Source organism: Paenibacillus sp. FSL M7-0420 (genome assembly GCF_038002345.1).
Lineage (GTDB): Bacteria > Bacillota > Bacilli > Paenibacillales > Paenibacillaceae > Paenibacillus_AQ.
In genome coordinates this window covers 7,269,553-7,284,278 of sequence record NZ_JBBOCJ010000001.1, presented here as the reverse complement: position 1 = coordinate 7,284,278, position 14,726 = coordinate 7,269,553, and the positions used below count along the sequence as shown (strand labels likewise).

Annotated in this window: 15 protein-coding genes; 10 read left to right on the top strand and 5 right to left on the bottom strand. The window is 48.5% G+C overall.

The genetic code is table 11. From position 1 onward, the window contains the following. Window positions 1–28: 28 nt before the first annotated feature. From remB to dnaA, 5 genes are all read right to left on the bottom strand, one after another. A complete protein-coding gene (gene remB, locus MKX51_RS31375) occupies window positions 29–277 on the bottom strand; it encodes an extracellular matrix regulator RemB (RefSeq protein WP_036728071.1) in 249 nt (82 codons plus the stop codon). 16 nt (window positions 278–293) lie between these two features. Further along, entirely contained in the window at window positions 294–1,412 is a 1,119-nt protein-coding gene (gene recF / locus MKX51_RS31370; protein WP_036728069.1) for a DNA replication/repair protein RecF, read from the bottom strand. Between the two features lie 20 nt (window positions 1,413–1,432). Further along, window positions 1,433–1,663, bottom strand: coding sequence for a S4 domain-containing protein YaaA (yaaA, locus tag MKX51_RS31365; protein ID WP_340945799.1), 231 nt, complete (start codon window positions 1,661–1,663; stop codon window positions 1,433–1,435). A 47-nt stretch (window positions 1,664–1,710) separates the two neighbouring features. Further along, on the bottom strand, window positions 1,711–2,853 hold the full coding sequence (dnaN, locus tag MKX51_RS31360; protein ID WP_036728067.1) for a DNA polymerase III subunit beta: 1,143 nt from the start codon (window positions 2,851–2,853) through the stop codon (window positions 1,711–1,713). A 196-nt stretch (window positions 2,854–3,049) separates the two neighbouring features. Beyond that, window positions 3,050–4,396, bottom strand: a complete 1,347-nt coding sequence (dnaA, locus tag MKX51_RS31355; RefSeq protein ID WP_036699882.1) for a chromosomal replication initiator protein DnaA — start codon at window positions 4,394–4,396, stop codon at window positions 3,050–3,052. Between the two features lie 672 nt (window positions 4,397–5,068). On the opposite strand from dnaA, the gene rpmH reads away from it, so the two are divergent. The 10 genes from rpmH (at window position 5,069) to MKX51_RS31305 (ending at window position 14,715) form a co-directional block, all read left to right on the top strand. Continuing rightward, entirely contained in the window at window positions 5,069–5,203 is a 135-nt protein-coding gene (rpmH, locus tag MKX51_RS31350; protein ID WP_039295761.1) for a 50S ribosomal protein L34, read from the top strand. 358 nt (window positions 5,204–5,561) lie between these two features. Further along, window positions 5,562–5,912, top strand: a complete 351-nt coding sequence (gene rnpA / locus MKX51_RS31345) for a ribonuclease P protein component (protein WP_036699878.1) — start codon at window positions 5,562–5,564, stop codon at window positions 5,910–5,912. Between the two features lie 87 nt (window positions 5,913–5,999). Beyond that, window positions 6,000–6,938 carry a YidC/Oxa1 family membrane protein insertase gene (locus MKX51_RS31340; RefSeq protein WP_076081919.1) on the top strand — a complete coding sequence of 313 codons (939 nt, stop codon included), beginning with the start codon at window positions 6,000–6,002 and terminating at the stop codon, window positions 6,936–6,938. Further along, entirely contained in the window at window positions 6,935–7,669 is a 735-nt protein-coding gene (gene jag, locus MKX51_RS31335; protein WP_036699874.1) for an RNA-binding cell elongation regulator Jag/EloR, read from the top strand. The genes MKX51_RS31340 and jag overlap by 4 nt, the downstream gene beginning before the upstream one ends. A gap of 83 nt (window positions 7,670–7,752) precedes the next feature. Beyond that, the gene (mnmE, locus tag MKX51_RS31330) at window positions 7,753–9,129 is read left to right on the top strand and encodes a tRNA uridine-5-carboxymethylaminomethyl(34) synthesis GTPase MnmE (RefSeq protein ID WP_076081918.1); all 1,377 of its coding nucleotides are present in this window, start codon (window positions 7,753–7,755) and stop codon (window positions 9,127–9,129) included. Window positions 9,130–9,144: 15 nt separating this feature from the next. Further along, window positions 9,145–11,031: a tRNA uridine-5-carboxymethylaminomethyl(34) synthesis enzyme MnmG gene (mnmG, locus tag MKX51_RS31325; RefSeq protein WP_340995157.1), complete on the top strand. Its 1,887-nt coding sequence runs from the start codon at window positions 9,145–9,147 to the stop codon at window positions 11,029–11,031. Between the two features lie 3 nt (window positions 11,032–11,034). Beyond that, window positions 11,035–11,757 (top strand): 16S rRNA (guanine(527)-N(7))-methyltransferase RsmG, encoded by a 723-nt coding sequence (rsmG, locus tag MKX51_RS31320; RefSeq protein ID WP_340995156.1) that lies wholly within the window; start codon window positions 11,035–11,037, stop codon window positions 11,755–11,757. 338 nt (window positions 11,758–12,095) lie between these two features. Further along, window positions 12,096–12,911 carry a nucleoid occlusion protein gene (noc, locus tag MKX51_RS31315; protein ID WP_036728058.1) on the top strand — a complete coding sequence of 272 codons (816 nt, stop codon included), beginning with the start codon at window positions 12,096–12,098 and terminating at the stop codon, window positions 12,909–12,911. Between the two features lie 207 nt (window positions 12,912–13,118). Then, the gene (locus MKX51_RS31310) at window positions 13,119–13,880 is read left to right on the top strand and encodes a ParA family protein (protein WP_209987398.1); all 762 of its coding nucleotides are present in this window, start codon (window positions 13,119–13,121) and stop codon (window positions 13,878–13,880) included. Beyond that, window positions 13,873–14,715 carry a ParB/RepB/Spo0J family partition protein gene (locus tag MKX51_RS31305; protein ID WP_036728055.1) on the top strand — a complete coding sequence of 281 codons (843 nt, stop codon included), beginning with the start codon at window positions 13,873–13,875 and terminating at the stop codon, window positions 14,713–14,715. The genes MKX51_RS31310 and MKX51_RS31305 overlap by 8 nt, the downstream gene beginning before the upstream one ends. Window positions 14,716–14,726 lie beyond the last annotated feature (11 nt).

Sequence of the window (14,726 nt, the reverse complement as noted above, 5' to 3'; positions counted from 1 at the left end):
TCAGATTATCTCTTGTAACTTACGAAACCTATATTTCTAACAAGATCTTGGCTCTTTTTTTGAGAGTGGAGGAGGAGATCGGGGAGTAGTAGACAGTATTCCTGGTCACGACAATAGACTTCGCTTCCTCTTCACCAATGCGTTCCAGCTTCTTATCCTGCTGGGAATGAGTCATAAACTGCTTCGATACCTTGGAGGATTTCTCAATCGATATATCAAATATAGCAATCAGCTCTGAGGATCGAATAATTTTTTCTCCGCCCAAATGAATATACATGGTCTTCCTCCGCTCTTTATAACCCCACTTTGCCGCCATGAACATGATACAGGATTGCACCCTTTAGTTTATCAGCATTCAGTCCCTCAACACCGGTGGCAGTGATGAAGGTCTGCACCTTGCTCTGAAAGGTTTCGATAAGCTGGGTCTGACGATAGGGATCAAGTTCGGACAAAACATCATCAAGAAGCAGCACAGGGTATTCTCCGATCTCCTCATGGATCAGTTCAATTTCCGCCAGCTTGAGCGATAAAGCTGCCGTACGTTGCTGCCCTTGGGAACCGTAGACCTGAGCTTCTCTTCCGTTGATAAAAAAGGACAGGTCATCCCGATGGGGACCCGTCAGCGTCATGCCGCGCCTGATTTCCTGATCTCTTGTTTGTGATAACTTTAACATAAATTTGTCCAATAAGACAGCTTCATCTTCCTCTTCACGCTCACCAAACGAGGGGACATAGAGCAGCTTGAGCTCTTCTCCGCCGTTTGTGATGCCCCGGTGGATGCTTTCTGCCCATATCTGCAGCTTCTTTATGAATTGTTTCCTTTTTTTGACGATTTTAACACCATGTTCTACAAGTTGGGCATCCCAGATGTCCAAAAGCTCCCGGCCGCCAGCCTCCTTGCCCCATAACTGCTTCAGCAAATTGCCCCGCTGGAGGAGGATTTTCTGGTACTGCTGCAGATGAAACAGGTAGCTCGGCTGAACCTGGCCAATCTCCATGTCAAGGAACCGGCGCCGGATGCCCGGGGTGCCTTTAACAATCTCCAGATCCTCCGGGGCAAACATTACAACGTTCAGCGAGCCTACGAATTCACTGAGCCGCCGTTGCTCCAGTCCGTTAATTCTGGCCTTCTTGCCCTGCGGGGACAGGGTCAGCTCCAGCTTAAGATCCCCGTATTTGCGCTCTACTTCAGCAACAATCTGTGCAGAGCCCGCCGGGGCATCGAAGGAGATCAGCTCCTTGTCCTTGGAGGTCCGGTGGCTTTTGGTCATCGCCAGGACAAACAAAGCCTCCATGAGATTGGTTTTGCCCTGGGCGTTCTGTCCGAGAATGAGATTCACATCGCCCAGATGCTCAAGACGCAGCAGCCCATAGTTGCGGTAATCCTGCAGTCCGATATTTTTGACAAACAAGAGCCTGTTCCTCCTTAGGGTTACTCCTCCTTGACTCCGCCGCCCTCAACTTCAAACACGCCGTTATCCTGTACCTCTATTCTATCACCCGGGTAGAGCTTCCGGCCACGGCGTTCTTCAACCTCTCCGTTCACCTGCACATGCCCTTCCTGCAGCAGCGCCTTGGCCATCCCCCCTGTGGATACACAATCAGCGAGCTTCAGGAACTGGTCGAGCTTAATGTATCCACTGTGGATAACTATTTTTTTCATGATTTTAATCCTTTCAGCCACTTATCCACATGTTGATGGACAGGGCGTTAATTAGTTGTCCGGTACGGCAAAATCACATACAGGCTGCGGCTCTCATCGAGCGGTCTGAGAATAATCGGGCTCATCATACCGGTGAAGGCGATCACGAGCTGCTCACTCTCCACCACCTTCAGCACATCGAGCATATATTTGGAGTTGAAGGAGATGCGCAGCGGCTCGCCTTTGAAATCGATAACTTCCAGCTCTTCACGGACCTTCCCCAGCTCCGACGAACTGGAAGAGATCTCCACATCACCGTTTTCCAGGGTCTGCATCCGGACGATGTTCGTTTTCTCTTCACGGGACAGCAAATAAGCACGGTCAATCGATTCGCTTAATTTTTTTGTGTCCAAAGTTAGTTCTGTTTTGTAGGTGGTTGGAATAATTCTAGAAGTATCCGGATAAATGCCATCCAGAATCCGCGAATAGAACAGCACTTTGTCGATTTTGAACAGCACCTGGTTATCGGCGACGACAATATCCACCAGCATATTCTGATCAGGGATAATTTTGCTCAGCTCGTTCAGCGTTTTGCCGGCAATGACAATATTCGCGAACTGGATATTCTCTGTGCCTTCCAGGTGGGCAGCTCTGGTTGCGAGCCGGTGGCGGTCGGTAGCCGTGAACTTGAATTCATTGTCGGCCAGATTCCACAGAATGCCTGTCAGGATCGGTGTGGTCTCTTGGGTGGAGATGGAGAAGGCGGTCTGCTTGATCATATTCTTCAGCAAATCACCCGGCATGGAGATGGTTTCATTCTCCTCAATGCTTGGCAGAACCGGGAATTCTTCAGGATCAAGACCCACGATCTGAATCTCCGTAGAGCCGGAGGAGATATAGGTCTGGAAGCCTTCCTTGACTTCCATGTGAATTTCTTTGGAGGGAAGCTTCTTGATAATCTCAACGAAAAATTTGGCGGGAAGCACTACGCTGCCCGGCTGCTCTACCTTGACGATCGTCTGGCTGTCATTCTCGGCAGGGATGAAGGACTGAATGGAAATATCCGTATCACTTGCAGTCAGTGTAACGCCCTGATGGCTAACCTCAAACTTAATACCGGTCAGAATAGGGATAGTTGTTCTGCTGGAGATTGCCTTGGAGACATGGCCGATGGATTCGTTAAGCTCGTTTTTGAGAATGCTGATTTTCATGATTTCACTCCTAGCTGAAAAATTGGGAAATGGGTGTACGTAAATGCTCTTTGAAACCTGCTCTTAGAAGATGAATTATTATAGTTATTTAATAGTATTAGTAGTAGGGGCTCCGTTTATGTGGATAAGTGGCTAAACAGCATAAAATTAAGCCTACCCACATGTGTATAGATTGTGTATAGGCTCTTTGTTCCTCTTAGGAAGGATTTTTAATTTTCTCCGAAAGATTATTTACCACTTTATAGAGCTCCTGGTCCACCTTTAATTGCTGCGTAATCTTCTCATGGGCATGGATAACGGTCGTATGATCGCGTCCTCCGAAGGCCTCGCCGATCTTAGGAAGCGAATAATCCGTCAGCTCGCGGGAGAGATACATGGCAATCTGCCTTGGAAAAGCCACAGCCTTCGTGCGTTTCCGCGCTTTGAAGTCCTCCATGCGCAAATTGTAGTATTCACCGACTTTTTGCTGAATATCGTTAATGGTGATCATCTTCGGACGGCTCGAAGGGATGATATCCTTCAGCGCTTCGGCTGCCAGATGTGTCGTCACATCCTGGTTCGTCAGGGAAGAATAAGCCACAACACGGATCAGCGCGCCTTCAAGCTCCCGGATATTCGTGTCGATCTGGTTGGCAATGTACATCATGGCTTCGTTCGGGATATCCAGGTTCTCCGCCTTGGCCTTCTTGCGCAGAATGGCAATCCGCGTCTCAAGATCGGGGGGCTGGATATCTGTGATCAGTCCCCATTCGAACCGGGAACGCAGCCGTTCTTCCAGAGTGGGAATTTCCTTGGGAGGCCGGTCGCTGGAGATGATAATTTGCTTGCGTTCTTCGTGAAGAGCATTGAACGTATGGAAAAATTCCTCCTGCGTGGACTCCTTGCCGGCCAGGAATTGGATGTCGTCAATCAGCAAAATGTCAACATTGCGGTACTTGTTGCGGAAGCTTTCGCCGCGGTTATCACGGATGGAGTTGATGAATTCATTCGTGAACTTCTCGGAGGAGATGTAAATCACCTTGTTATTGGGGTTATGCTCCAGCACATAATGGCCGATCGCATGCATAAGGTGAGTCTTTCCGAGACCTACGCCTCCATACAGAAACAGAGGGTTATAGGCTTTGGCCGGCGCTTCGGCTACAGCAAGGGAGGCTGCATGCGCAAAACGGTTGCCTGAACCGATCACGAACGTGTCGAAGGTGTATTTGGGATTGAGCAAATGAGTCTGTGCCTCTTCGCGCGAAACAACGGGAGTAGGCGCACTTTGCTGAACTACAGGCTCAGAGGGCTTGTTCTCCTCAATGACAAATTTGACTTCCACCTGCTGTCCGGTAACTTCATATACCGTTGCTCCTACCAGTTTGGTATAGCGACTTTCCAGCCATTCTACGGCAAAGGTTGTAGGCGCCGAGATGATAAGAGCCTGGGAATTGAACGTCATGGCCTTGGTGGCCTTGAACCAGGTATCGAAGCTCGGCTTGCTTAGTTTGGTTTGAATAATCGATAATATTTGCTGCCATAATTCGGAAGTATGGCTGTCCACAGACTGTCACTCCTTTAAATCTTCCAAATGTGGCATCAGCCATGAAGTGGAAATGTCGAAGAAAATGGGTTGGTGCTGAATCTTATCCCCAGTATGCAACTTCAAGAGACAAAAAAATATGGATAAATTTGAATTGTTCACAACTTTATCCACAGCTTGTTGATAATTTATTGAACAAACAAATCTATTCACATTCAAAAGTAATACTATCATAGCAAAACGCCCCTTGTTTTTCAATGAGCGAGGCCATTTTATCCACAAATTCAATCACTTGTGTATAATTTTTAGGCACACCACTACATATTGTTGATAATTTGTTTACCGTTCGACAGTTTCCGCGGCTGCGCCAATTTTTTTATACACAGGTTGTGCTCACCTGTGAGCAAAATCCGCCCGGAATTAATCACAGGTGGATAACTGGACAAGCCTGTGGATTATTATTTTGGATGTGTTCCTTTGTGGATAAGCGGAGCAACCTGAAAAAGAGGGAGAAAGAGACATGGTTGACTTTTGGCGCTAATATATGTTTAAATATATAAAGGTGTTTTCTGTGAGGATATGTCTCCAAATTAAATTGATAATACTTGTAGATACTGTCCCTACTTTAAGGACGGCTTAGTCCGTTTCTGCTTATATGACAGTAATTATGTTCCTGTAAGGGAGGTGCAATACATGAGACCGACGTTCAGACCAAATGTTAGCAAACGCAAAAAGGTGCATGGTTTCCGCAAAAGAATGAGCACGAAAAACGGCCGCAAAGTGCTGGCAGCCCGCCGCTTGAAAGGCAGAAAAGTTTTGAGTGCGTAAGATAGGCCACTTTGGGACCACTGCTGTGGTCCTTTTTTACGCTTTATTTGCAGAATGCATCGGCTGTTTTTATTTCTCTTCTATATATAGCGCAGAACAGGATGACGCTCAGCGAGCAGAAACCCACGCATTACTTCTGCTGCTGCAACATTAAATGATAGGCTCTGCAGGGGATGTTAACGCTACTGCGGGGCTTTTTTTAAAGATATAAGAATTCCACAAGCTGTCTATGTTTGTTGGCAGGGGATCTCCAGGGCCGCCGCGGTAACTGTTTATGGTCTCCCTTGAATGACAATACTAATTAGAAGATGAAATTCCGGAGCCTGGAGCAATTCCGGTATTTGAATAGGAGATTTCCGTGCACAAAAGTCTACGATTACGAAACCGTGCCGACTTCAGCCGCGTATACCGCCATGGGAAGTCATTTGCGAATCATCAGTATGTGGTGTATTGGTTCCCCAGAAGAGAAGTGGAACGATTCCGGGTGGGCATATCCGTCAGCAAGAAGGTCGGGAATGCCGTAGTCCGCAACCGGATGAGAAGGCTGGTCAAGGAGATTGTCCGTCACCATGAGGCGGAAATTGCCGGCAATCTGGATATCGTTTTCATTGTCAGAAAAGGAGCGCTCTCCAAGGATTACGCCGAGCTGGAGAAAAGCGTGCTGCATGTGCTGCGCAAAGCCAAGCTGCTCAAGGCTTTACGCAAGTAAAAGAGCCTGAAGAGGGCTTGTTTATTTGTATCCATAATTATGTTATGATTTACGGTGCAATGGAATGTTTATGAGAGGGGTTTTGAAGTGTCTCTAATGAAGACTAAGCGAGGAAAAATGTTTCTTCTCCTCGGGTTAATGGTTCTAATGATCGCTGTTCTGTCGGGATGCTCTCCGTCTGCGACAACAGTGACGCACACTACGGAGGATTTGAAAAATGGAGGCTTCTGGCAGAGTAATGTTGTCTATTATTTCGCCTTAGCCCTGGATACTTTCGCCAAGTGGTTCAACGGCCAATACGGCTTTGCCGTTCTTGTGATGGTGATTATTGTCCGCACGCTGATTCTCCCGCTTACGATTAAGCAGGTGAAGAGCTCGCGCGCCATGCAGGCGATTCAGCCGGAACTTGAGAAGATTAAGAAGAAATATAAAGATGAGCCCGAAAAGGTACAGCAGGAGACAATGCGCCTGTTCCAGGAGAACAAGGTTAATCCGATGGCGGGCTGTCTGCCGCTGATCGTGCAAATGCCAATCTTTATTGCCCTATACAATTCCATCTACTACAACCCGGATCTCAGATTGCATGACTTCCTGTGGCTGCAGCTTGGCAAGCCCGACCACCTGTTCATTCTGCCGGTTCTCGCTGCCGCAACCACCTTCATTCAGACCCGCATGATGACCAAGATGAACCCGGTCCAACAGCAGGGTCCAATGCAGTTCATGATGATGGTCTATCCGGTTCTGATCTTCATCATGTCCTACAACTTCCCGGCTGCTCTGCCTCTGTACTGGGTATACAGCAATATTTACACCATTGTCCAGAACTACTTCCTGTACCGCAACAATGATAAGCACAAAGCAGCACTTGTGGCTGCGAATGCTACGGTAAGTGCAGGCAACAGCAAGGCCAAGGATGTTAACCTGACGAAGAGCAAGAACAGCAACTCTAACGCCCGCAAAGATGTAACTCCTGCTGCTAAAGGAAACGGAAGCAATGGGAAGAAGGGGGTCAAAAAGTCAAAATGAGCAAAGTCGTCGCGACAGGGAAAACCATTGAAGAAGCTGTAGAACGGGGACTTAATCAGCTTGGAGTTCACAAGGACCGGGTAACGGTCAACGTACTTGAACAGCCGTCAAAAGGATTCCTTGGATTGATCGGTGCGAAGGGTGCCAAGGTGGAATTGACCTTGATCCCGGAAGCCGCACCGGCATCAGCGGCGAGTGCTCCGCTACTGTCTCAGCAGACAACAAGAGAGAGCAATACAGAGGCGATCAGCGGTGTACCGCGCCAGGATTCCGGACACCCGGTAGAAGAAGCATACGGTCAGGCCGTTCATTTCATTGTAGATGTCGCCAAGAGCATGGGGCTTGAGGTGGAAGTTGAAATTGTTCATGCCAAGGAATCAACTGTTCTGCAAATTTCCGGTCCGGAGCTTGGGCTGCTGATTGGCAGAAGAGGACAAACTCTCGATGCTTTGCAGTATTTGGCTAATATTGTGGCCAACCGGTATTCTGACAGCTTCATCCGGCTCGTGCTGGATGCGGAGAACTTCCGGGAGCGCCGCAAGAAGACACTGGAGGAGCTGGCTGACCGTCTGGCCGGGCGTGTGGTGAGGACCCGCAAAGAGGTGGTCCTGGAGCCCATGTCCCCGCAGGAACGCAAGATCATCCATTCCAGATTACAGGATCACAAGCAGGTGAACACCCTCAGCAAGGGTGAAGAGCCGAACCGCCGCGTCGTTATAACTTTGAAGTAGAACCATATGCCGCAATGACTCCTTGACCTATGCGAGGAGTCATTGTTTTTTTGAAGAGACCATAACCAGAGGTGAATTACAACATGCTTAGTGACACTATTGCCGCTGTATCGACAGCCTTGGGCGAGGGCGGTATTGCCATCATCCGGGTTAGCGGACCGCAGGCAATCCCCCAAGTAGCCCCTTTGTTCAAAAGCCGTATCCCCCTTACGGAAGCTGATTCTCATACGGTGCATTATGGACATATCGTAAGTCTGCAGGACGGCGAACAGCTGGAAGAGGTACTGGTAACCGTCATGAAGGGACCACGCTCCTTTACCACGGAGGATGTGGTGGAGATCAGCGCCCATGGCGGTGTAATCTCTGTAAGAAGAGTAATGGATCTGCTGCTGCAGCAGGACATCCGGCTGGCCGAGCCGGGAGAGTTCACCAAGCGTGCCTTTTTGGGCGGACGGATTGATCTCTCGCAGGCCGAGGCCGTAATTGATCTGATTCGTTCCAAGTCGGACCGGGCTTTCTCGGTTGCCCTCAAGCAGGTTAGCGGCTCGTTATCCGCACGTATTCATGAGCTTCGGCACACGCTAATTGAGACATTGGCCCATATAGAAGTGAATATTGATTACCCCGAGCATGATGTGGAATCCTTAACTGCCGATTTCATCAAGGATAAGAGTCAAGAGGTTATGCAAGGCATAGATAAGCTGCTTCGAACCGCCAATGAAGGAAAGATTCTGCGCGAAGGGATTACGACAGCTATTGTGGGCAGGCCCAATGTCGGGAAGTCCTCACTGCTGAACGCGCTTGCCCGCGACAACAAGGCGATTGTGACCGACATTCCGGGAACAACGCGTGATGTGATAGAAGAGTACGTAACGATTAATAATATCCCGCTGAAGCTGCTGGATACTGCCGGTATCCGTGAGACGATGGATGTGGTGGAGAGAATCGGTGTGGAGCGCTCGAAGGCGGCTTTCAGCGATGCGGATCTGATTCTGCTGGTGCTGAATGCCAATGAGGAGCTTCATGAGGATGAACTGGCACTGATGGAACAAATCCACGGTAGACAAGCGCTGGTCATCATGAATAAAATGGACTTACCGTCCCGTCTGGACACGGGGAAGCTGCGCTCCTTTTTCGCTGAAGCGAGTATTGTACCGATGTCGGTGCTGGAAGAGGAAGGACTCGATAGACTGGAAGAGGCGATCTCCGCACTGTTCTTCGGAGGCAAGCTGGAATCTGGCGATCTGACTTATGTAAGCAATGTAAGGCATATAGCCTTGCTTAAGAAGGCACATAAATCATTACAGGATGCCTATGAAGCAGCGGAGATGCTGATTCCTATAGATATGATACAGATTGATGTACGTCTAGCCTGGGAGCAGCTTGGAGAGATTATTGGAGATACGGCGGCTGATTCGCTGCTGGACCAGATCTTCTCGCAATTCTGCTTGGGCAAATAAGAAGGAGGAACCGTTATGAATTATGATGGAGGCAGCTATGATGTTATCGTCATCGGCGCCGGTCATGCCGGCTGCGAAGCAGCTCTGGCTGCTGCACGGATGGGCTGCCGCACACTGATGATCACAATTAACCTGGATATGGTGGCCTTCATGCCATGTAATCCATCGATTGGCGGACCCGCCAAGGGCCATGTGGTGCGTGAAATTGATGCACTCGGCGGAGAAATGGGCCGCAATATAGACAAGACCTTCATTCAACTGCGAATGCTTAATACAGGCAAGGGGCCTGCGGTTCATGCTCTGCGTGCACAAGCCGACAAGTTCCTCTATCAGCACGCGATGAAAGAAACGATGGAAAAGACTCCTAACCTGACTCTGCGCCAGGGGATGGTGGAGGAGCTGATCACCCAAGACGGACGCTGCGCCGGAGTGGTGACGAAGACCGGGACGGTGTATCACAGCAAGACCGTTATTCTCACAACGGGAACCTACCTGCGCGGCAAGGTGATCATGGGTGAGCTGACATATGAGAGCGGACCAAATAATCAGCAGCCGTCCGTACGCCTGTCCGAGAATCTGCGCGAACTTGGGTTCGATTTGGTCCGCTTCAAGACCGGAACGCCGCCGCGTGTCCACAAGGATTCGATTGATTTCTCCAAGACCGAAATCCAGCCGGGCGATGAGAAGCTGAAATTCTTCTCTTTTGAAACCAAATCCTCGGATAATGAGCAGTTGCCTTGCTGGCTGACCTACACCTCCCCGGTTACTCACCAAATCATTAATGACAATCTGCACCGGGCGCCGATGTTCACGGGTATTATTGAAGGAACGGGTCCGCGTTATTGCCCTTCAATTGAAGATAAGGTTGTCCGGTTCAGTGATAAATCACAGCATCAGATCTTCCTGGAGCCGGAAGGTAAAAACACATCGGAATACTATGTACAGGGTCTGTCGACAAGCCTTCCTGAGGATGTGCAGCTGGCGGTTCTGCGGTCTATTCCCGGTATGGAGAAGGTAGAGATGATGCGTAACGGCTATGCCATTGAATATGATGCCATGGTTCCGACGCAGCTCTGGCCGTCTCTGGAAACCAAACGTCTGCCGGGACTATTCACTGCGGGACAAATCAACGGTACCTCCGGTTATGAAGAAGCGGCAGGGCAGGGGGTTATTGCCGGTATCAATGCAGCGCGTAAAGTGCAGGAGAAAGAGCCGGTGGTGCTGGACCGTTCGCAGGGCTATATTGGCGTTCTGATCGATGATCTTGTCACTAAGGGAACGAATGAGCCTTATCGCCTGCTGACTTCCCGTGCGGAATACCGGCTGCTGCTCCGTCATGATAATGCGGATCTCCGGCTGACACCAATCGGTTATGACATTGGGCTGATTACAGAGCAGCGCTATGAAGCCTTCCTTGATAAGAAGGGCCGGGTCGACCGTGAGATTATCCGTCTGCAGGAGACGAAGATTAAGCCGGTTCAAGTGAATGAAGCTCTAGCCAGTTATGGATCTGCACCGATTGTTGACGGAAGCAATCTGCTGACCTTAATGCGGCGCCCTGAGCTAGCCTACAGCTTCGTGGATCTGATCTCTCCTTCTCCAGAAGAGCTGGATGAAGAGATGAAGGAGCAGGTGGAGATTCAGATTAAGTATGCCGGCTATATCGAGAAACAGCTCCTGCATGTGGAGAAGCTCCAGAAGATGGAGAAGAAGAAGATTCCTGACGACATCAACTATAATGAGATTCATGGACTGGCCATGGAGGCCCGGCAAAAGCTGACCAAAATCGCTCCAATCTCCATTGGGCAGGCTTCACGTATCGGAGGCGTTACCCCGGCAGATATCTCGATTTTGCTGGTCTATCTGGAGCACTACAACCGTGTAACAGCGGCGAAAGGATAATCTATGGATACAACGGTAGCTGAGTTCACCAACCTGCTCAAGGAGCATGGGCTGGAACTCTCAATGAAGCAGCTTGAACAATTCGAATTCTATTATCAGGAGCTGGTCTCCTGGAATGAGAAGATGAATCTAACCGGGATCACAGAGCGGAGCCAGGTATATACCAAGCACTTCTATGATTCTTTATCTTTAGCCTTCTATGTGAATATGCAGGAGACGAAGAGTCTTGCTGATATTGGTTCGGGGGCAGGGTTTCCTGGAATTCCGCTAAAAATATGCTTCCCTGATCTTAAGCTGACGATTGTGGATTCACTTAGTAAACGGATTACCTTCCTGCAGCATGTCTGTGATACCCTGGGGTTGAAGGGTGTACAGCTCATTCACGGCCGGGCGGAGGATGTCGCCAGACAGTTTGTTCACCGGGATGCTTATGATGTAGTCACTGCCCGTGCGGTGGCCCGCTTATCGCTTTTGAATGAATTCTGTCTGCCATTCACCCGCAAGGACGGCATCTTCGCTGCCATGAAGGGGAGCGATCCGACGGAGGAACTGCAAGAAGCCAAGCGCAGCTTCAAGGAGCTGCGTGCTGAACTGCACAAGGTAGAATCCTTCAGTCTGCCGGTGGAAGAATCTTCCCGGCATATCATTCTTGTACGTAAGACAGGGGCCACCCCGTCCAAGTATCCGCGCAAGCCCGGCGTACCTGCGAAGTCGCCGCTTATCTAATTGTTTCACGTGAAACAACATTTGACAGTCTTCTGTTATACTGGATCAAGCTCATGCGAATGTGAGCTTGATCTTTTTATTTTTCTGGAAAGCTGGCTTAGTTGAGGCTGGTTTGCAGGAAAAATAGGTCATTATGGAGAATAGGATTATTAGCAGAAAAGTGATAGAATAATATAGTAAGACTTTTAATAGATATGATCAGAATGAATGCCAGGCCGTCTTTTAAGAGAAGTGGCTAAGAATGACTTATGGATACTTTTCTTACGCTGTACGATAAGCTTTTCGCATGAAAGGTTAAGAGGATCGTACTATAACGAAATTAGGTGGTTATGAACGGAATGAAAGAACAATTCACCAAGCTTTTTGGATTTACCGAGCGGAGCAGCGGAGAAGAGATCAAACAAATCCCGGTTCATGAGGTCATCAGCAGTCCGTATCAGCCACGGACTATTTTCGATGATGAGAAGATCGACGAGCTGTGTCAGACTATCAAAACTCATGGCGTGATCCAGCCGATCGTTGTTCGTATGCGTGATTCCCAGTATGAGATTATTGCAGGCGAAAGACGCTGGCGGGCAGTTAAAAAGCTGGGCATGGACACCATTCCGGCGCTTGTCCGCGAATTCAATGATTCACAGGCTGCATCGATCGCACTGATAGAGAACCTGCAGCGTGAGGGCTTAACCTCTATTGAAGAGGCGATCGCGTATCAGAAGCTGATTGACTTGCATCAATTGACCCAGGAGAGTCTGGCTCAGCGGCTTGGCAAAAGCCAATCCACCATTGCCAACAAAATCCGCTTGCTGAATTTGCCTGAACAGGTTAAAACTGCATTAATGGAAAGAAAAATCACCGAGCGCCATGCACGCTCGCTCTTGTCGCTAGACACTGAGGAGATGCAGCTAAAAGTTCTGGCTGAGGTTATTTCCAAGGAATTGAATGTAAAACAAACAGAAGCACGTATTGCCTTCTACAAGGCCGTTACCCAGACCAAAAAATCAAAACGGACCTCCTATACCAAAGATGTCCGTCTCGCTCTTAATACAATTCGTCAATCTATAGACATGGTGACCGGCTCAGGAATGGAGATTAAGACCTCCGAGAATGACCGCGGAGATCATTATGAGATTGTGATCCAAATTCCAAAACGATAATGGAAACAAAAAGCTGAAGGCGGCCCTGAGGTGTTGGCCGCCTTTTCTATGACTAGCTCCGAACATTATCACATATACACTCTAAGGATAAGTTGTTGTCTATTTATCTACATCTCCGCAAATGTGATGCCGTAGATCCAGATTATAATGCCGTTAACAGCTAAGAACTACAAGATGATTCTTTCTAAACAATTCGAGGTGAAATAAGTGTCCAAGATTATTGCCATAGCAAATCAAAAAGGCGGGGTAGGTAAAACAACAACCTCTGTGAACCTGGGTGCCAGCATGGCTACTCTGGGGAAGAGAGTGCTGCTTGTTGATATTGATCCGCAAGGCAACACTACGAGCGGCGTTGGCGTCAACAAAGCGGATGTAGAGAATTGCATTTACGATATTCTTATTAATGAAGTGAATCCGCAGGAAACAATACAGGAGACCCGGATTGAGGGCCTTCATATTATTCCGGCAACCATTCAACTGGCAGGAGCAGAGATCGAGCTGGTCTCTACGATATCGCGGGAACTGAAGCTGAAGAAGGCACTGAATGCAGTGAAGGCGAATTATGATTACATCATCATCGATTGTCCGCCATCATTAGGGATTCTTACCATTAACTCTCTAACGGCTGCAGACTCAGTGATTATCCCTATACAATGCGAATATTATGCGCTTGAAGGATTAAGCCAGCTGCTCAACACGGTAAGACTGGTTCAGAAGAATCTTAATCCGCATCTCAAAATTGAGGGAGTATTGCTCACGATGCTGGATGCCCGGACGAATCTCGGGATTCAGGTTATTGAAGAAGTAAAAAAATATTTCCAGGAAAAGGTATACAGAACGATTATCCCGCGTAATGTGCGCCTAAGCGAAGCCCCTTCACATGGACAGTCAATTATTACCTACGATTCCCGTTCCAAGGGAGCGGAAGTATATTTAGAGTTGGCAAAGGAAGTGATCTCTTATGAGTAAGCGTTTGGGAAAAGGCTTGGATGCATTAATACCTTCTCTGTCGATCAATGAAGACGATAAGGTAGTAGAGATCCCGTTGACGCAGCTTAGAGCCAATCCTTATCAGCCGCGCAAGGATTTCAATGAAGAGGCCATTCAGGAGCTTGCAGAATCCATAAGACAGCATGGTGTGATCCAGCCGATCATTGTTCGCAGTGTGTTGAAAGGGTATGAGATTATTGCCGGGGAACGCAGATTCAGGGCCTCGCAATATTGCGGCAAAGCTACGATTCCGGCAGTGGTCCGCAGCCTCAGTGATCAGCAGGTAATGGAGATTGCCCTGATCGAGAACCTGCAGCGTGAGAATCTTAACGCGATGGAAATAGCGGTTGCTTATCAAGGACTGATGGATCAATTCTCACTAACTCAGGAAGAGCTTTCTCTTAAAGTCGGAAAGTCCAGATCGCATATTGCCAACTTTTTGCGGCTGCTTAGCTTACCGGAAGAAGTGAAGGATTATGTTTCACGTGGAACAATTTCGATGGGGCATGCCCGGGCAATTGTGGCTCTGAAAGATCCGGAGGTCATCAAGCAATTGGCTGCTCAGTGTGTGGAGCTTCAGTGGAGTGTTAGAGAACTGGAAGAGGTAGTGAAGAATCTCGACCGCAAACCGGCTAACGGAATTAAGGCCAAGGTTGTGAAACGTGATCCTTATATTGATAATGTAGAGGAAGTATTACGGGAGCGATTCAAGACAACAGTCAAAATTAAACAAGGCAAGGAAAAAGGAAAAATCGAATTAAACTATTACAGTGCCCAAGACCTGGAAAGATTGCTGGAGCTGCTGGGGAACTGATTTGGATATTT